This window comes from Streptomyces sp. NBC_01429, from assembly GCF_036231945.1.
GTDB lineage: Bacteria > Actinomycetota > Actinomycetes > Streptomycetales > Streptomycetaceae > Streptomyces.
Window position 1 is genome coordinate 4,987,501 of sequence record NZ_CP109599.1, and the last position, 18,178, is coordinate 5,005,678.

The window sequence follows — 18,178 nt, forward strand, 5'->3', positions numbered from 1 at the left end:
GCATCGACTAAGGCCCCTAAGCGTACGCTAAGTGGGAAAGGATGTGGAGTCGCAGAGACAACCAGGAGGTTGGCTTAGAAGCAGCCATCCTTGAAAGAGTGCGTAATAGCTCACTGGTCAAGTGATTCCGCGCCGACAATGTAGCGGGGCTCAAGCGTACCGCCGAAGTCGTGTCATTGCAGTACATACCCCCAACGGGGACTGTGATGGGTAGGGGAGCGTCGTGTGCCGGGTGAAGCAGCAGCGGAAGCTAGTTGTGGACGGTTCACGAGTGAGAATGCAGGCATGAGTAGCGATACACACGTGGGAAACGTGTGCGCCGATTGACTAAGGGTTCCTGGGTCAAGCTGATCTGCCCAGGGTAAGTCGGGACCTAAGGCGAGGCCGACAGGCGTAGTCGATGGACAACCGGTTGATATTCCGGTACCCGCTTTGAAACGCCCAGTATCGAATCCATTAATGCTAAGGCCGTGAAGCCGTCCTGGAGCCTTCGGGCAAAGGGGAGTGGTGGAGCCGCTGATCCAAGGTGGTAGTAGGTAAGCGATGGGGTGACGCAGGAAGGTAGTCCAGCCCGGGCGGTGGTTGTCCCGGGGTAAGGGTGTAGGGCGTTGTCCAGGTAAATCCGGATGACATGTGCCTGAGACCTGATGCCGAGCCGATTGTGGTGAAGTGGATGATCCTATGCTGTCGAGAAAAGCCTCTAGCGAGTTTCATGGCGGCCCGTACCCTAAACCGACTCAGGTGGTCAGGTAGAGAATACCGAGGCGTTCGGGTGAACTATGGTTAAGGAACTCGGCAAAATGCCCCCGTAACTTCGGGAGAAGGGGGGCCATTCTAGGTGATGGAATTTACTTCCTGAGCTTGGGGTGGCCGCAGAGACCAGCGAGAAGCGACTGTTTACTAAAAACACAGGTCCGTGCGAAGCCGTAAGGCGATGTATACGGACTGACGCCTGCCCGGTGCTGGAACGTTAAGGGGACCGGTTAGTCAATCTTCGGGTTGGCGAAGCTGAGAACTTAAGCGCCAGTAAACGGCGGTGGTAACTATAACCATCCTAAGGTAGCGAAATTCCTTGTCGGGTAAGTTCCGACCTGCACGAATGGCGTAACGACTTCTCGACTGTCTCAACCATAGGCCCGGTGAAATTGCACTACGAGTAAAGATGCTCGTTTCGCGCAGCAGGACGGAAAGACCCCGGGACCTTTACTATAGTTTGATATTGGTGTTCGGTTCGGCTTGTGTAGGATAGGTGGGAGACTTTGAAGCTTGGACGCCAGTTCAGGTGGAGTCGTCGTTGAAATACCACTCTGGTCGTGCTGGATGTCTAACCTGGGTCCGTGATCCGGATCAGGGACAGTGTCTGATGGGTAGTTTAACTGGGGCGGTTGCCTCCTAAAGAGTAACGGAGGCGCCCAAAGGTTCCCTCAGCCTGGTTGGTAATCAGGTGTTGAGTGTAAGTGCACAAGGGAGCTTGACTGTGAGACCGACGGGTCGAGCAGGGACGAAAGTCGGGACTAGTGATCCGGCGGTGGCTTGTGGAAGCGCCGTCGCTCAACGGATAAAAGGTACCCCGGGGATAACAGGCTGATCTTCCCCAAGAGTCCATATCGACGGGATGGTTTGGCACCTCGATGTCGGCTCGTCGCATCCTGGGGCTGGAGTCGGTCCCAAGGGTTGGGCTGTTCGCCCATTAAAGCGGTACGCGAGCTGGGTTTAGAACGTCGTGAGACAGTTCGGTCCCTATCCGCTGCGCGCGCAGGAGTCTTGAGAAGGGCTGTCCCTAGTACGAGAGGACCGGGACGGACGAACCTCTGGTGTGCCAGTTGTTCTGCCAAGGGCATGGCTGGTTGGCTACGTTCGGAAAGGATAACCGCTGAAAGCATCTAAGCGGGAAGCCTGCTTCGAGATGAGGACTCCCACCTCCTAGAGGGGTTAAGGCTCCCAGTAGACGACTGGGTTGATAGGCCAGATGTGGAAGACCGGTAACGGTTGGAGCTGACTGGTACTAATAGGCCGAGGGCTTGTCCTCAGTTGCTCGCGTCCACTGTGTTAGTTCTGAAGTAACGAACAGCCGTGACCGTCTTTAATTAGATGTGTATCCGGTGTTTGTTTAACTTCATAGTGTTTCGGTGGTCATTGCGTGAGGGAAACGCCCGGTTACATTCCGAACCCGGAAGCTAAGCCTCACAGCGCCGATGGTACTGCAGGGGGGACCCTGTGGGAGAGTAGGACGCCGCCGAACAATTATTGTGGGGATGCCCCGCACCTTATGGTGCGGGGCATTTCTGCGTTCAGGATCTTTTTTTGAGGCTTTCCTTCCAGCGATTTCACCGGCCCGGTTCCCGGTCTCCTTCTTGCCCCCGGGCCAGTGGAATCCCTGCCGCTGCCTCTCAGAGACGTCCTGCGGCCTTCAGAGCGAGGTAGGCATCCGCGAGCGCCGGTGCGAGGTTGTCCGGGGTGGCGTCCACGACGGTGACTCCGTAACGCTGTAGCTGTTCCGCAGTTCGCCGTCGCTGGGACTGCGACTGGGTGCCGGCGGCAGCTTCGTAGACCGCGTCCACTGTGCCGCGTGCCGCGCTCATCTCCTGGATGTGTGGATCGGCCACCGAGGCGACGAGCACCGTGTGGCGACGGGTGAGCTGAGGGAGGACGGGGAGAAGCCCCTCCTCGACAGCGGCCGCGTCGAGGCCGGTGAGCAGGACGACGAGCGATCGGCGTGGGGCACTCTTCAGGGTGGCCGCGCTGAGGCCGCGAGCGTCCGTCTCCACCAGCTCCGGTTCCAGAGGGGCGAGCGCGTTGACCATGGCGGGCAGGACATCGCCGGCCGAGCGTCCCTGGACCTGTGCGCGGATGCGGCGATCGTAGGCCAGGAGATCCACCCGGTCGCCGGCCCGTGAGGCCAGAGCCGTCAGGAGCAGTGCCGCGTCCATCGCCGCGTCGAGACGGGGGACATCGCCCACCCGGCCGGCCGAGGTGCGGCCGGTATCGAGCACGATCAGGATGTGCCGGTCACGTTCGGGCCGCCAGGTGCGTACGGCGACGGCTGACTGGCGCGCTGTCGCCCGCCAGTCGATGGACCTGGTGTCGTCCCCCGGCACGTACGCGCGGAGGCTGTCGAACTCGGTGCCCTCGCCCCTCGTCAGCACGCTGGTGCGGCCGTCCAGTTCCCGCAGTCGGGCGAGCCTCGACGGCAGATGCTTGCGACTGGTGAACGGCGGGAGGACGCGTACGGCCCACGGCACTTCGTGGTTGCCCTGGCGGGCCGCCAGTCCCATCGGGCCGAACGAGCGCACCGTGACCCGCTGCGCGTGCCGTTCGCCCCGGCGGGTGGGACGAAGGACGGTGGTCAGACGGCGGCGCTCACCGGCGGGAATCGTCAACATGTGGCGGGAGCGGCTCTGCTCGGTTCCGGTGATCCAACTGCTCGGCTCCCAGGCGTCCCGGAGCCGGGCCCGTAGCCTGCGACCTGCGCGGTTGGTGATGGTGATGTGGACCTCGGCGCTCTCTCCCAGTCGAACTGACGTATCACCGCTTCGAGTGAATCGGAGCGATTTGACTGGTGCCGCCAGCGCGTAGTCGCACAGAATGGCGAGGGAGAGGGGCGCGTTGACGGCAAGGATCCCCGCCCAGCTGGGGGCGAACATGCCGACGGGGAGAGAGCCGAGGGCGGCGAGCAGCGCGGTTCGTCCGGTGAGGGCCATGGTTCAACGCCTCATCGGGGGACGGGGACTTGGGCGAGGATCGCGGTGATGACGGAGTCGGCGGTGACGCCCTCCATCTCGGCCTCGGGCCGCAGCTGAACGCGATGGCGGAGGGTGGGGAGCGCCAGGGCCTTCACATCGTCCGGGGTGACGTAGTCCCGGCCGGTGAGCCAGGCCCAGGCGCGTGCGGTGGAGAGCAGGGCGGTGGCGCCTCGTGGTGAGACGCCGAAGGCGAGCGAGGGGGAATCACGAGTGGTACGGCAGATATCGACGACATAGCCCGTGATCTCGGGCGAGACGGATGTCCTGGCCACGGCGTCGCGCGCGGCCTCCAGGTCGGCCGGCCCGGCGACGGGCCGGACCCCCGCGGCTTGGAGGTCACGCGGATTGAAGCCTTCCGCATGGCGGGTCAGGACATGGATCTCGTCGTCGCGTGAAGGCAGCGGCACGGTCAGTTTGAGGAGGAAGCGGTCGAGCTGGGCTTCGGGAAGGGGGTAAGTGCCCTCGTACTCGACCGGATTCTGTGTCGCGGCGACGAGGAAGGGATCGGGCAGCGGGCGCGCTGTCCCGTCGACCGTGACCTGGCGTTCCTCCATCGCCTCCAGAAGCGATGACTGGGTCTTGGGCGGCGTGCGGTTGATCTCGTCCGCCAGCAGCAGGTTGGTGAAGACCGGGCCGGGCTGGAAGGAGAACTCCGCGGTGCGGGCGTCGTAGACGAGTGACCCGGTGATGTCACTCGGCATCAGGTCGGGGGTGAACTGGACGCGCTTGGTGTCGAGTTCGAGGGATGCGGCCAGCGCACGTACGAGAAGGGTCTTCGCGACGCCGGGGACTCCTTCGAGTAGGACATGGCCGCGGCAGAGAAGGGCGACGACCAGCCCGGTGACGGCGGGGTCCTGGCCGACCACCGCCTTCGCGATTTCGGCGCGCAGGGCTTCCAGGGAAGCGCGGGCGCTGTCCGCGTTCCCGGCGGTCGTGGAATTCCCGGCGTTCTGTGCGGTCGGGGCACTCATGAGGTGCGTACCTCTCTTTCGAGGGCGTCGAGTTGGTCCGCCAGGCGGACGAGAGCGGAGTCGTCGGCCGGCGCCGGGCCGAAGAGCAGGAAGCTCGGGTCCAGTGCGGTGGAGGGGATCCGGGCGGAGACCGGTGGGATCAGGGTTTCGGGAGCGTGCGCTTCCTTGGGAGGTACGCCGAGGAGGGAGGCGAGACGGTCGCGGGTGGCCGAGCGCAGGGCGGACGCGGCGTGATCCCGGGCGTTCGTCTTGCGGTAGAGACGGGCGCGGCCCTCGGCGGACTCGGATGCCCTGGTGGCCACGGGAAGGCGCTCGGGTACCAGAGGGCCCAGCCTGCGGGCACGCCAGACGGCGGCGAGCACCGCGGCGAGGAAGAGCTGGAAGGTGCCCCAGAGCCAGCCGGAAGGGATCAGATCGAGGAAGTCGTCGCCGCCGTCTTCGCCGCTGTCACGTCCGTCGGAGGCGGAGGGATCGCTGAGTGAGGGGAGGTACCAGACGAGATGGGGTCGGGAACCGAGCAGTTGAAGGGCCAGCGACGCGTTGCCCTCGTGGTCGAGGCGGTCGTTGAGGAGGATGTCGGGGGAGCCCAGCAGGATCGTGTCGCCCGCGTCCGGCTCACTCAGCCGGAGGAGGGACGGAATGCCGTCGGCCGGGTAGCAGGCGTCGTTGTCGAGCGCGTCGGTGACGTAGCGCTCCCCGCCGATGTCGGCCTTGCCGGCTCGCGCGGCGGCGGGCAGGGTGCACTGGGGAGCCCGTGCGGCGACCGGTGCGGGGGCGACGGTGCGGACGCCGGGTGCGAGTGTGCCGACGGAGGGGATACCGGGGCCGAGCAGGACGGTGCGGCCGGCCGCGGGCGCCGTCGCGGCGCGCAGCACCCGCTGTTGGTGGGGAGTCAGCAGATCCGGGTCCGTGACCAGGAGCGTCGTGTCGGGGCCGGTCGCGGCGGCGGCCCTGTCCAGTGTGGTGACCACGTCGATGGTGACGCCGCTGCTTTTGAGCAGTTCGGCGACGGCGCGGCTGCCGGACCGGTCGGCGGAGCGGGGGTCGAGGTGTCCGTGCTGATCGCCGGAGCGGAGGGCGGCCAGGGTGACGCCGGCGGCCAGAAGGAGGACGAGGGCGAGCAGCAGCCCGCGGCTGCGGTTCCAGATCTGACGGGAGGTCGGGGAGAGCGAGGTGGGGCTGATCGTGGAGGTCACTCGGCAGGTCCTCCGGGTACGGCGCTTAGCTGGGGTTTCGCGCGTTCCAGGTCGAGATCGAGATCGTGCAGCCGCTGGTATGCCCGCTGGTCCCCGGTGCGTCCGCCGTATGTGACGTCGTCGAACTCCCGGGCGGCGGTGCGCAGTCGGTCCGCGTGGTCGGGGAGGGGGCGGGCGGCCTCGGCGGCGGCCTCGTCGGCGGTGCGGCCGGGGCGCGGGTCGAGGAGGGCCCGTTCCTCCAGGGAGCGGACGATCGCGCGCATCCGTTCCTGGACGGCTTCGGTCCAGCGTGCGGCGGCGGCGTGCTCCTCGGCGGTGGCGCGGTGTTCGTCGGCGCTGCGCGGGCCTTCGTCGAAGAGGTGTCCCGGTCCGTCGGAGACGCGACGGGGGGAGCCCAGCCGCCACCAGAGGGCGGCGAGGAGTGCTACGACGATCAGTGCGATGACGACGAGGCCGAGCGGGCCGCCGGGGGCCGCGCCGGAGGCCGAGTCGAGGAGTCTGCCGAGCCATTCCCACAGGGTGTTCATCGCGCGGGACAGGAGGTTCGGGTCGTTCTCGTGGTACATCGGTTTGGACAGCTCCCGCTCCGCCGCCTCGCGGGCGGGGAGACGGGGAGTGTCCAACGGTATGTCGCCGCTCGCGCGGATCAGCAGTGCGTGCGCTCCCCCCGGTATGGGCACCGTGTCAGCCCCTGGGGGTGCCGTCGCCGGATACACCCGCGGCCCGGGCCAGTTCGAGGTCGAGGGCCTCGCGCCGGATGCGCTGGTCCACGTAGAGGAGGACGCTGACGCCGGCGGAGATCGGGTAGGTGATCGTCGTGGCGATCACGGCGCCGATGCCGGTGATGATCAGGAAGGGCCAGCCGAAGTCCGGGGCGTCGCCGGAGAGCAGACCGTCGAGGACGGAGCCGTCCACCGCCATCGCGATGACGCTGAACGGGAGGGCGATGACCAGCGAGATGAACATGACCAGCAGGACGGTCAGGGACTGGATGCCGAAGATGCGCCACCAGGATCCGCTCACGAGCTTCGCGGAGCGGCGCAACGCGGTCAGCACGCCCTGGCGCTCCAGCATGAGAGCGGGGGAGGCGAGGCTGAGGCGGACCATCAGCCAGATGATCGCGACGACGGCGGCCATCGCGCCGAGGAGGGCCAGTACGGCTCCTCCCGCCGATCCCACCAGCAGACCGGGGAGGATGCCGACGGTGATGAGGACGACGCTGATGAGCGGCACCAGCAGGGTGAGCCCGAGCAGTTGGAGGAGCCGGGGCCGGGCCTCGTTCCAGGCTTCGGAGAGCGTGACGGGGCGTCCGAGCACAGAGCGGCTGATCACCACGGTGAGTACCGCCGTGACGAAGATGGTGCCGATGATCGTGATGATGAGCGAGGGCGCCTGGGCGAGGAGACTCGACTGCGTCGATTCCGCTGTCTGCCGGAGGACTTCCGACGCGGTCGCGTTCGGATCGATCGCGGCGGGCTGCGGGATGAGGTAGCGCTGCACGAGTATCTCGCCGATCTGCGAGATGACGGCGACGACGAGGCTGACGCTGAGCACCGTGCGCCAGTGCGTGCGCATGGTGGACACGGCGCCGTCGAGGATCTCGCCGACGCTGAGCGGGCGGAGCGGGATCACGCCCGGCTTGGCGGCGGGCGGCTTGCCCCAGCCGCCGCCCGGTCCGCCGCCGGGGCCCGCGTTGCCCCAGCCGGGAGCCGGCCGGGGCGGAGCGCCGGGGCCGGTGGCCGGGGTGCTCGGCGCGGACCATTGCCCGGCCGGCGGCTGGGACGCGGACCACTTGGAGGCGGTGTCGTCGGCGGGTGCGGCCGGTCCGGGCACAGTGGCGTCCTGGCCGTCGGACGGGGCGGATCCGGGCGAGGCCCAGCCCGGCGTGTCGTTCACGGTCGTCCACCTCGTGGATTGGTTGCGGAATCGGCTCGGCGAGCCGGTTCTCCAGCGGTGCCCGGCCGCGGAGCGGGGCGGCGGGCTGGCAGCCATCGTGCCACGCGCGGCTCCCGGGCGGACCGGTGCCCGTATCCCCTTCCGCCCTGGAAGCGGGCCTTCTCCGGCCGTGCGACAGCGGGCAGACTGGGCGGATGGCTGATCAGCACGCACAAACCCCGGTCGGCGCCGGGCTGCCCATGCTTCCTTCCCTCCGCTGGGACGAGCCGCCCGAGGGCCCCGTACTGGTGCTCCTCGACCAGACCAGGCTGCCGGTCGAGGAAGCCGAGCTGGTCTGCACGGACGTGCCCGCGCTGGTGGTGGCGATCCGCACGCTCGCGGTGCGCGGGGCGCCGCTGCTGGGGATCGCGGGCGCCTACGGGGTGGCGCTGGCGGCGGCGCGCGGCTTCGACGTGGAGGACGCTGCCGAGCAGCTGGCGGGGGCGCGGCCCACCGCGGTGAACCTCGGCTACGGGGTGCGGCGAGCGCGGGACGCCCATCGGGCCGCGCTCGCGCTGGGGAGCGATCCGGAGCGGGCGGCGGCCGCGACGCTCGCCGAGGCGAGGGAGCTGCACCGGGAGGACGCCGAGGCCAGTACGCGGATGGCGGCGTTCGGGCTCGCGCTCCTCGATGAGCTGCTGCCGGGTGGCGGGCACCGGATTCTGACCCACTGCAACACCGGGGCGCTCGTCTCGGGCGGGGAGGGCACCGCGTTCGCCGTGGCGCTGTCGGCCCACCGGGCCGGCCGGTTGCGGCGGCTGTGGGTGGACGAGACCCGTCCGCTCCTCCAGGGGGCGCGGCTGACGGCGTACGAGGCGGCCCGGAACGGGATGGCGTACACCTTGCTCACGGACAACGCGGCGGGTTCGCTCCTCGCGTCGGGGGAGGTGGATGCCGTCCTGATCGGGGCGGACCGGATCGCCGCCGACGGCTCCGTGGCCAACAAGGTGGGAAGTTATCCGCTCGCGGTGCTCGCCAAGTACCACCACGTGCCGTTCGTGGTGGTCGCGCCCACGACGACGATCGACCTGGCGACCCGGGACGGTGCGTCGATCGAGGTGGAGCAGCGGCCGGGGCACGAGGTGACGGAGCTCACGGCGCCGCAGGTCGTCGTGGCGGGAGTGGAGGCGGGGGGCGGGATGCCGGTGGCGCCGCTCGGAACGCAGGCGTACAACCCGGCCTTCGATGTCACGCCTCCGGAACTGGTGACGGCGATCGTCACCGAATACGGGGTGCTGTCCCCGGTGACCGGGGACGGGATCGCGGAGTTGTGTGTCAGGTCGGGCCAGGTGGCGGCCGGCTAGCCGGATGTGGCCGCTCGCCGCACCGTGCCCGGGGTGACGGAAGACGGCAGGGCGGCCGGGGTGGCTATGGTTCGGTGTCGGAGCTGTGGTCGACAAGGCGAGGGTGTGACATCAGTGCGTGACATCAGCGGCAGCGGACAGCGACGGTCGCTCACGGATGTCGGCCCAGATCGCCGCCGGTCAGTGACCGAGATCACGCGTGTCTATGCAACGGAAACGAAAATGGGATGATGTCGATATGAAGGGACGCGTCCTTGTCGTCGATGACGACACCGCACTGGCCGAGATGCTCGGCATTGTGTTGCGTGGTGAGGGTTTCGAGCCGTCGTTCGTAGCGGACGGTGACAAGGCACTGGCTGCCTTCCGTGAGGCCAAGCCTGATCTGGTGCTGCTGGATCTCATGCTGCCCGGCCGGGACGGTATCGAGGTGTGCCGGCTGATCAGGGCCGAGTCCGGGGTGCCCATCGTGATGCTCACGGCCAAGAGCGACACGGTGGATGTGGTGGTGGGGCTGGAGTCCGGCGCCGACGACTACATCGTCAAGCCGTTCAAGCCCAAGGAGCTGGTGGCCCGGATCAGGGCACGGCTGCGCAGGTCGGAGGAGCCGGCGCCGGAGCAGTTGACGATCGGTGATCTGGTCATCGACGTGGCCGGTCACTCCGTGAAGCGGGAGGGGCAGTCCATCGCCCTGACGCCGCTCGAATTCGATCTGCTGGTCGCGCTGGCCCGTAAGCCGTGGCAGGTGTTCACGCGCGAGGTGCTCCTGGAGCAGGTGTGGGGATACCGGCACGCGGCGGACACCCGGCTGGTCAACGTGCATGTCCAGCGGCTGCGCTCCAAGGTCGAGCAGGACCCGGAGCGGCCGGAGATCGTGGTGACCGTGCGCGGTGTCGGCTACAAGGCAGGACCGAGCTGAGATGACCGGCGGCACTGCTCCGATCCCCGGTGAGCCGGGAGTCCGTGCGGGGCGGGCTGCCGGGGCCCGGCATGCGTTTTCGCGGTTCGGGCTGCTGTTCAGGAGCGGCCGGCTGCTTCAGGACGGCTCGCCCGGCGCGCCCGTGCTGCGGCTCGTGGTGCGCTGGGTGAGGCGTCCGCTGCTGCCCGCCGTGCGGCTGTGGCGGCGCAATATCCAGCTGCGGATCATCGCGACGACGCTGCTGATGTCGCTCGGGGTGGTGCTGCTGCTCGGGTTCGTCGTCATCGGACAGGTCCGCAACGGTCTCCTGGAGGCCAAGGAGAAGGCCGCCCAGAGCCAGGCGGCCGGTGGTTTCACCGTCGCGAAGGAGAAGGCCGACTCGCCGGCGGCGCTCGGCGGCCGGGACGGCGACGCGACGAGCGCCAGATCGGGCAGGAACTCCGTCAACTGGCGCTCCGACCTGGTGGAACAGCTCGCCAGTGGCGGGCCGGGCGCCTTCAATGTGGTGGCGCTGAGTCCGGATTCCGCAGACGCCACCAGCCGCGCGCCCCGGGTCTCCGGCGGCGTCGACTTCTCCAGCGTTCCCGCGGACCTGCGTACGGCGGTCGCGCAGGGCAACGGGTCGTTCGAGGCGTACGCGCAGATCAGGTACACCGGCGCCACCGAGGACCGGGATCCGGAGCCCGGGCTGATCGTCGGCAAGCGGCTGAACGATGTCGACGGCAACGCGTACGAGCTGTACTACCTCTTCCCGCTGTCCCAGGAGGAACAGTCGCTCAACCTGGTCAAGGGCACGCTGGCCACGGCGGGACTCTTCGTGGTCGTGCTGCTCGGGGCCATCGCCTGGCTGGTGGTGCGGCAGGTCGTCACGCCCGTACGGATGGCCGCCGGAATCGCCGAGCGGCTCTCCACCGGCCGCCTCCAGGAACGTATGAAGGTCACCGGCGAGGACGACATCGCCCGGCTCGGTGAGGCGTTCAACAAGATGGCGCAGAACCTCCAGCACAAGATCCAGCAGCTGGAGGAGCTGTCCAGGATGCAGCGCCGGTTCGTCTCCGACGTGTCGCACGAGCTGCGCACGCCGCTGACGACCGTACGGATGGCCGCGGACGTCATCCACGAGGCGCGCGCCGACTTCGATCCGGTGACGGCGCGCTCGGCCGAGCTGCTCGGGGACCAGCTGGACCGCTTCGAATCGCTGCTGTCGGACCTGCTGGAGATCAGCCGCTTCGACGCCGGCGCGGCGGCCCTGGAGGCCGAGCCGATAGATCTGCGCCAGGTCGTACGCAGGGTGATCGGCGGCGCGGAACCGCTGGCCGAGGCCAAGGGCAGCCGGATCCGGGTCCTCGGGGACGAGCAGCCCGTCGTCGCGGAGGCCGATGCCCGCCGGGTCGAGCGGGTGCTGCGCAATCTGGTCGTCAACGCCGTCGAGCACGGCGAGGGCCGCGACGTCGTCGTACGGCTGGGAGCGGCGGGCGGCGCGGTCGCCGTCGCCGTACGCGACTACGGGGTGGGGCTCAAGCCCGGCGAGGCGACCCGGGTGTTCAACCGCTTCTGGCGGGCCGATCCCGCCCGCGCCCGTACCACCGGCGGCACCGGCCTCGGTCTGTCGATCGCCGTCGAGGATGCCCGGCTGCACGGCGGCTGGCTCCAGGCGTGGGGGGAGCCGGGCGGCGGCTCCCAGTTCCGGCTGACGCTCCCGCGTACGGCGGACGAGGCGCTGCGCGGCTCGCCCATACCGCTGGAGCCCGAGGACTCGCGGCGCAACCGGGAGCGCGCGGGCGCCCAGGACGTCAAGGAGAGCGCCCAGCGGCTGGCGGCCGTGCCGGGCCAGCCGCGGACGGACCGCCCTTCGCTGACCGGCGCGCCGGTGGTGCCCGCCCCGGCGCGCCCGACGGCCGCCGTGGACCCGGCGGCGCTGCCCGGCAGCGGCGCGCGGGTGGTGGCACGTCCCGCCGGGGAGCGGAATCCCGGCGGTGAATCCGATGACAGCGGGTCTCAGGACCCGGCACGCCAGGCTGCGGAGCGGGAGGACACGATTCGTGGGCGCTGAGCGCGGTCGGTACGGGCGGGGACGGGACGGGCGGGAACGGTACGCGAGGGGCCGGTACGGGCGGGGACGTGCGGCGCTGACGCCCGCCGCGCTGGGGGTGTGCGCCGTGCTGCTGGCCGGGTGCGCGTCGATCCCGGACCGCGGGGGCGTGGAGCCGGTCAAGGCGTCGCCGCCCGGGGAGTCGCAGGTACGGGTGTACGCGGTGCCGCCGCGCGAGAAGGCGCAGCCCGACGAGATCGTGGACGGCTTCCTGGAGGCCATGACCAGTGACGATCCCGACTTCGCGATGGCCAGGAAGTATCTGACGAAGGACGCGTCCGCGTTCTGGCAGCCGGGGGCCGGTACGGCGGTGCTGCGTGCCGCGCCCGATCCGGCCGGTCCGAAGGAGCCGTCGGGCAGCGAGTCGGCGGGGCTGACCTACCCGCTCTACGGCGACCGGATCGCCGATGTGGATTCCGCGCACGCCTACAAGCCGATCGAGCCGACGGCGTACGACGGGGACATCCACCTGGTGCGGCAGACCGTGGGGAACACCAAGGAGTGGCGCATCGACTCGCTGCCGCAGGGGCTGGTGCTCGGTGAGTCGGACTTCCAGCGGAACTACCGTTCCGTCAACAAGTATTACTTTGCCTCAGATGAGAACTGGCTGGTCGCTGATCCGGTCTACATCCGGCAGCGAATAGACCCCACGACCCGCATGGATCCGGTCACCCAGGCCGTCAAGGTTTTGCTCGACGGGCCGACGCACTGGCTGAAGCCGGTCGTGGACTCGCCGTTCCCCGCCGGCACGGCACTCCAGAAGGGTGTCACCACGCTGGAGTTCGACGACCGCAACGCGCTGAAGGTGCCGCTGAACGAGAAGGCGGCCAAGGCGGGGCGCACCCAGTGCCGGAAGATGGCGGCGCAACTCCTGTTCACCCTGCGGGATCTCACCTCCACCCCGGTCGGCCAGGTCGAGCTGCTGGCGGACGGCTCCTCGCTCTGTGTGCTCAGCGGGGACCAGGCGGAGGAGTTCGCGCCCGACCGCGCGACGGGCCGGAGCGTCAATCCGTACTTCGTGGACGACCACGGGCGGCTCTCGCTGCTTCAGGCGGGCGCCGACCAGCCGGTGGACCGCTCGCAGGTCATCGGGCCCTTCGGTACGGGGGCGGTGAAGCTCTCGTCGGTCGCGGTGGCGCGCGACGAGAAGCACGCGGCGGGGGTGGCGGAGGACTACAAGTCGCTGTACGTGTCGTCGATCCTCTCCGACAGCGAGCTGGGCGATCCGCTGGTGACCAGCGGGGGCAAGGGCGAAGAGGGCGCGCTGTCCGCGCCGAGCTGGGACGGGCGCGGCGATCTGTGGATAGCGGACCGCGACGCGGCCAAGCCCCGTCTGCTGCGGTTCACGGGCGGCGCCGGGCCGGCGCGGCCGGTGACGGTCGAGGGGCTCGACGGCGCGCGGATCAAGTCGCTGAGGGTGTCCGCGGACGGTGTGCGGATCGCGCTGCTGCTGACGAAGGACGGGCGGAACACGCTCCAGATCGGACGGGTGGAACGGCACGGTTCCAAGACCGATCCGACGGTGACCGTGACACGGCTCCAGTCGGTGGCGCCGCAGATGGAGACGGTGACGGCGGTGTCCTGGGCCGGTCCGAGCCGGCTGGTGGTCGTCGGCAAGGAGTCCGGCGGGGTGCAGCAGGTGCGCTACATCCAGACCGACGGGTCGACCTCGGCCGCCGGGGTGCTGCCCGGGCTGAACCAGGTGACGGCGATCGCGGCGGCCGACGACGACCGGCAGCCGCTGGTCGCCGACTCGGAGGACGCCGGGATCGTACGGCTGCCCTCGGGGACGAACTGGCAGACGATGGTCGAGGTGGGGTCGTCGCCGGTCTACCCCGGCTGACGAGGGACGCGGGGGAGGCCGGGCCACGGCCGGGCTCTCCCGCGCGGATGACACGGGGATCTCACGGGAATCGCACAGGGATCCCGCGGATCCGGTGGGGCGCGCCGTTTCGGCCGGATTCCGGTACGGGGCCCGGTACCCGGCCCGGTTTTCCACAGGGGTAGCCGGGGTGCCTCCGACGTTGGCACAGTGTCTCTCATGCGGGCGTGGTGGCGTGAGATCACCGGGTTGGTGCTGCCGGTGGCCTGTGGCGGCTGCGGCAGCCCCAGGACACCTCTGTGCGAGGACTGCGGACGGGCGCTGTACGGGACCTGGCCGTGCCGGGTGCGGCCGGTCCCGGAGCCGGCCGGGCTGCCGCCGGTGCACGCGGCGGCGCCGTACGAGGACGCGGTGCGCGCGGTGCTGCTGGCGCACAAGGAGCGCGGTGCGCTGGGGCTCGCGGGGCCGCTGGGGCGCGCGCTGGCCGGGGCGGTGCGGGCCGCCGCGCCGCCGGGGACGGGGGTGGGGCCGCTGCTGCTCGTACCGGTGCCGTCCACGCGGCGGGCGGTGGGCGCGCGCGGGCATGACGCCGCCCGCAGGATCGCGCTGGCCGCCGCCGGTGAGCTGCGGCGGGCGGGACGGCCCTGCCGGGTGCTGCCGGTGCTGCGGCAGCGGCGCGCGGTGGCCGATCAGGCGGGCCTCGGCGCCCGTCAGAGGCTGTCGAACCTGTCGGGGGCCCTGGAGGTCGCCGTGGGGGGCGCGGGGCTGCTGGAGGGCGGCCGGGTGGTGCTGGTGGACGATCTCATGACGACCGGAGCCTCGCTGGCCGAGGCGGCCCGCGCGCTGCGTGGCGCGACGGGGCCCGGCATTCCCGGATTCCCGCCGGTGAGCGCCGCTGTCGTGGCCGCGCCGCCGCTCTCCTTCGAAATAAACCGGAACTGACGGCGAGCGCGCATCGTTGCAGGTAAACAGGGCAGGAGAACAGCGGAACAGAGATTCGTACCGGTAGCGGGTGCCGACACCCGTCCGGGGGGTCTATGTTCGGTTATGAGGAGTGGCGCAAGTCATGACTCGATGAACGCACTGGTGTGCTTCGGCGCTTTCACACCCTCGAAAATCCGGAGGGTGGGGATCTTGCCGAGGGGGGAGGAGGAGGTGAAAGCCGCCAAGTCCGAGGCTCCAGTGGTGACTGGGGCCTGGTGCAACAGGGAGTAGCTCCGCAACGAGGCGGAGTGATCCGGGAACGGAGTTCTGCGTGGACATCGTCGTCAAGGGCCGCAAGACCGAGGTGCCCGAGCGGTTCCGCAAGCACGTGGCCGAGAAGCTGAAGCTGGAGAAGATCCAGAAGCTCGACGGCAAGGTGATCAGCCTCGACGTCGAGGTGTCCAAGGAACACAATCCGCGTCAGGCCGACCGGAGCGACCGGGTGGAGATCACGCTCCATTCCCGAGGCCCGGTGATTCGGGCGGAGGCGGCGGCAGCCGATCCGTACGCGGCACTCGACCTGGCCACCGGCAAACTGGAGGCGCGGCTGCGCAAGCAGCACGAGAAGCGCTTCAACCGCCGTGGCAGCGGCAGGTTGACGGCAGCCGAGGTCCCCGATGTCGTTCCTGGCATCGCCCAGTTGAACGCGAACGGCGCGACCGCCGCCGAGGAGGCGGCCGAGGAGGCCGCCACGACGACCACGACCATGGTCGGCTCGCTGGAGGTGCAGGGTGAAGGGCCCCTGGTGGTCCGTGAGAAGACCCACGTCGCGGCGCCCATGACCCTCGATCAGGCGCTCTACGAGATGGAACTGGTCGGGCACGACTTCTATCTGTTCGTCGACTCCGACACCAAGGAACCCAGCGTCGTCTACCGGCGCCACGCCTACGACTACGGCGTCATCCATCTGCGGACCGACCCGTTCGCGGGCTCGGAGGCGGGCGGCGCCGGCGGCGCTCTCGGCGGCTGATACCCGACGGGAATACCGTTCGGAATCACCGTAATCCGGCCGGAACCAACGCAGAATCAGACTGAAATCCGTGCTCCGTCAGTGCCCCTGAGCGCTCTTCGCGCCCTCGGGGGCACTGTCCTGCGCGCCGGAGGACCGGCGCGCCGTCGTCCGGGCATGAAATCATGGCATGGCAAGCCAACAGGTGGTCTGCGAACTGCGGTTGGCCGGCTCTCCGGATTTCGGGCCCCGGCCTTCAGGGGAGGGAACGATGGCGGACAGTTTCGGACCGGTGCACCACGCGGGCGGTGCTGACGGCTCGGCGGGCGGCGTCGGGGGCGACACCGAGGCCGAGCCCGACGGCTCGGGCAAGGAGCCCATCCGCGTCCTGGTCGTGGACGACCACGCGCTCTTCCGCCGGGGACTGGAGATCGTCCTCGCCCAGGAGGAGGACATCCAGGTCGTCGGTGAGGCGGGCGACGGCGCCGAGGCCGTCGACAAGGCCGCGGATCTGCTCCCCGACATCGTGCTGATGGATGTACGGATGCCCAAGCGCGGCGGTATCGAGGCATGCACCTCCATCAAGGAGGTGGCCCCCAGTGCCAAGATCATCATGCTGACGATCAGCGACGAGGAGGCGGACCTCTACGACGCGATCAAGGCGGGCGCCACCGGCTATCTCCTCAAGGAGATCTCCACCGACGAGGTGGCCACCGCGATCCGCGCCGTCGCCGACGGACAGTCCCAGATCAGCCCGTCCATGGCGTCCAAGCTGCTCACCGAGTTCAAGTCGATGATCCAGCGCACCGACGAGCGCAGGCTCGTCCCGGCGCCGCGGCTCACCGACCGCGAGCTGGAGGTCCTCAAGCTGGTGGCCACCGGTATGAACAACCGTGACATCGCCAAGGAGTTGTTCATCTCCGAGAACACCGTGAAGAACCATGTGCGCAACATCCTGGAGAAGCTTCAGCTGCACTCCAGGATGGAGGCCGTGGTCTACGCGATGCGGGAGAAGATCCTCGAAATCCGCTGAGGCGGTCCCCCGCTCAGAGCGCGCCGAGCGCCTTGGTGAGGGGGCCGCGCAGTGCGGGCGCGTCGATCCGCTCCAGCCGCACGTCCGAGCAGCCCACCCACTCCGCCGCCTCCCGGAGCGCCCGTGCCATCGGCTCCACGGCCTTCGGGCTCTCCAGCGACACCTGCTTGGCCACCAGCGTCCTCCCCTCGCGCGCCGGGTCGACCCGGCCCAGCAGCCTGCCGCCGGACAGCAGCGGCATCGCGAAGTAGCCGTGGATCCGCTTCGGCTTGGGGACGTACGCCTCCAGCCGGTGGGTGAAGCCGAAGATCCGCTCGGTGCGGGCGCGCTCCCAGATGAGCGAGTCGAACGGCGACAGCAGGGTCGTGCGGTGGCGCCCGCGCGGGACGCTCGCCAGCGCGGCCGGATCGGCCCAGGCGGCCTTGGCCCACCCCTCGACCGTCACCGGCACCAGCCCCGAGTCCGCGATCACGGTCTCGACCTGCTCGGCCTTGAGCCGGTGGTAGTCCGCGATGTCGGCGCGCGTGCCCACCCCGAGCGACTGTCCCGCGAGCGCCACGAGGCGGCGCAGGCACTCCGTGTCGTCCAGCTCGTCATGGAGGAGACCGGCGGGCACGGCCCGCTCCGCCAGGTCGTACACCCGCTTCCAGCTCCGCCGCCCGACGCACACGACCTCCCCGTACATCAGCGCGCGCTCGACGGCGACCTTCGCCTCCGACCAGTCCCACCACAGCCCGCCGTTCTTCGCGCCGCCCAGCTCGGTGGCGGTCAGCGGGCCTTCCGCGCGCAGCTGCTTGATCACCGCTCCGTACGCCTCGTCCGCCAGCTCGTGGGACCAGTGCGGGCGGGCGCGGTAGGCGCGGCGGCGGAACGCGAAGTGCGGCCACTCCTCGATGGGCAGCACGCACGCCGCGTGCGACCAGTACTCGAACGCGTGCGGACTCGCCGGGGACGTGCCCGCGGGCGACGGGGTCCAGTAGGCGTCCTCGACCGGCTTGCGGCCGACGGCGCCCAGCCGCGCGTAGGGAATCAGCTCGTGCGACCGGGCGAGCACCGAGATGGTGTCCAACTGGACGGCCCCGAGGTGGCGCAGCACGCCCCGCACCCCGCCGCGCCGGTCGGGGGCGCCGAGGAACCCCTGGGCGCGCAGCGCGATACGGCGGGCTTCGTCGGCGGACAGTTCGGCGGTGGGGGGCGGCACGGTCGTCATGGTCCGCACGATAGACGGCGGCA

General features: G+C 69.5%; 13 protein-coding genes and 2 rRNA genes (1 of these 15 cut by a window edge). 9 read left to right on the top strand and 6 right to left on the bottom strand.

The window, feature by feature from the left end; genetic code table 11:
* Both OG627_RS21995 and rrf read left to right on the top strand, forming a co-directional pair.
* A 23S ribosomal RNA gene (locus tag OG627_RS21995) occupies positions 1–2,029 on the top strand; it begins 1,094 nt to the left of the window's first position.
* A 96-nt stretch (positions 2,030–2,125) separates the two neighbouring features.
* Positions 2,126–2,242: ribosomal RNA gene (gene rrf, locus OG627_RS22000) — 5S ribosomal RNA — on the top strand.
* Positions 2,243–2,390: 148 nt separating this feature from the next.
* Here rrf and OG627_RS22005 read toward each other — a convergent pair.
* From OG627_RS22005 to OG627_RS22025, 5 genes are read right to left on the bottom strand one after another with little or no spacing between them, the layout of a single operon-like run.
* A complete protein-coding gene (locus OG627_RS22005) occupies positions 2,391–3,701 on the bottom strand; it encodes a DUF58 domain-containing protein (RefSeq protein ID WP_329067655.1) in 1,311 nt (436 codons plus the stop codon).
* Between the two features lie 11 nt (positions 3,702–3,712).
* Positions 3,713–4,714 (bottom strand): AAA family ATPase, encoded by a 1,002-nt coding sequence (locus tag OG627_RS22010; RefSeq protein WP_329067657.1) that lies wholly within the window; start codon positions 4,712–4,714, stop codon positions 3,713–3,715.
* Positions 4,711–5,910 (bottom strand): DUF4350 domain-containing protein, encoded by a 1,200-nt coding sequence (locus OG627_RS22015; RefSeq protein WP_329067659.1) that lies wholly within the window; start codon positions 5,908–5,910, stop codon positions 4,711–4,713. Before OG627_RS22015 ends, OG627_RS22010 begins: the two co-directional genes overlap by 4 nt.
* Positions 5,907–6,590: a DUF4129 domain-containing protein gene (locus tag OG627_RS22020; protein ID WP_329067661.1), complete on the bottom strand. Its 684-nt coding sequence runs from the start codon at positions 6,588–6,590 to the stop codon at positions 5,907–5,909. The genes OG627_RS22015 and OG627_RS22020 overlap by 4 nt, the downstream gene beginning before the upstream one ends.
* Before the next feature lie 4 nt (positions 6,591–6,594).
* On the bottom strand, positions 6,595–7,806 hold the full coding sequence (locus tag OG627_RS22025; RefSeq protein ID WP_329067663.1) for a DUF7544 domain-containing protein: 1,212 nt from the start codon (positions 7,804–7,806) through the stop codon (positions 6,595–6,597).
* A gap of 194 nt (positions 7,807–8,000) precedes the next feature.
* Here OG627_RS22025 and mtnA point away from each other — a divergent pair, with 194 nt between their 5' ends.
* From mtnA to OG627_RS22060, 7 genes are all read left to right on the top strand, one after another.
* Positions 8,001–9,149 carry an S-methyl-5-thioribose-1-phosphate isomerase gene (gene mtnA / locus OG627_RS22030; RefSeq protein ID WP_329067665.1) on the top strand — a complete coding sequence of 383 codons (1,149 nt, stop codon included), beginning with the start codon at positions 8,001–8,003 and terminating at the stop codon, positions 9,147–9,149.
* A gap of 238 nt (positions 9,150–9,387) precedes the next feature.
* On the top strand, positions 9,388–10,065 hold the full coding sequence (mtrA, locus tag OG627_RS22035; protein WP_114659522.1) for a two-component system response regulator MtrA: 678 nt from the start codon (positions 9,388–9,390) through the stop codon (positions 10,063–10,065).
* A 1-nt stretch (position 10,066) separates the two neighbouring features.
* Positions 10,067–12,118: an MtrAB system histidine kinase MtrB gene (gene mtrB / locus OG627_RS22040; protein ID WP_329067670.1), complete on the top strand. Its 2,052-nt coding sequence runs from the start codon at positions 10,067–10,069 to the stop codon at positions 12,116–12,118.
* Positions 12,108–14,000: an LpqB family beta-propeller domain-containing protein gene (locus OG627_RS22045; RefSeq protein ID WP_443073520.1), complete on the top strand. Its 1,893-nt coding sequence runs from the start codon at positions 12,108–12,110 to the stop codon at positions 13,998–14,000. Before mtrB ends, OG627_RS22045 begins: the two co-directional genes overlap by 11 nt.
* 198 nt (positions 14,001–14,198) lie before the next feature.
* Complete coding sequence (locus tag OG627_RS22050) at positions 14,199–14,921, top strand: ComF family protein (protein WP_329067672.1); 723 nt, start codon at positions 14,199–14,201, stop codon at positions 14,919–14,921.
* A gap of 313 nt (positions 14,922–15,234) precedes the next feature.
* Positions 15,235–15,933: a ribosome hibernation-promoting factor, HPF/YfiA family gene (gene hpf, locus OG627_RS22055; RefSeq protein ID WP_329067674.1), complete on the top strand. Its 699-nt coding sequence runs from the start codon at positions 15,235–15,237 to the stop codon at positions 15,931–15,933.
* A gap of 250 nt (positions 15,934–16,183) precedes the next feature.
* Complete coding sequence (locus tag OG627_RS22060) at positions 16,184–16,945, top strand: response regulator transcription factor (RefSeq protein ID WP_329067676.1); 762 nt, start codon at positions 16,184–16,186, stop codon at positions 16,943–16,945.
* A gap of 13 nt (positions 16,946–16,958) precedes the next feature.
* On the opposite strand, the gene OG627_RS22065 is transcribed toward OG627_RS22060, so the two are convergent.
* Complete coding sequence (locus OG627_RS22065; RefSeq protein ID WP_329067678.1) at positions 16,959–18,155, bottom strand: winged helix-turn-helix domain-containing protein; 1,197 nt, start codon at positions 18,153–18,155, stop codon at positions 16,959–16,961.
* Between the last annotated feature and the right edge of the window lie 23 nt (positions 18,156–18,178).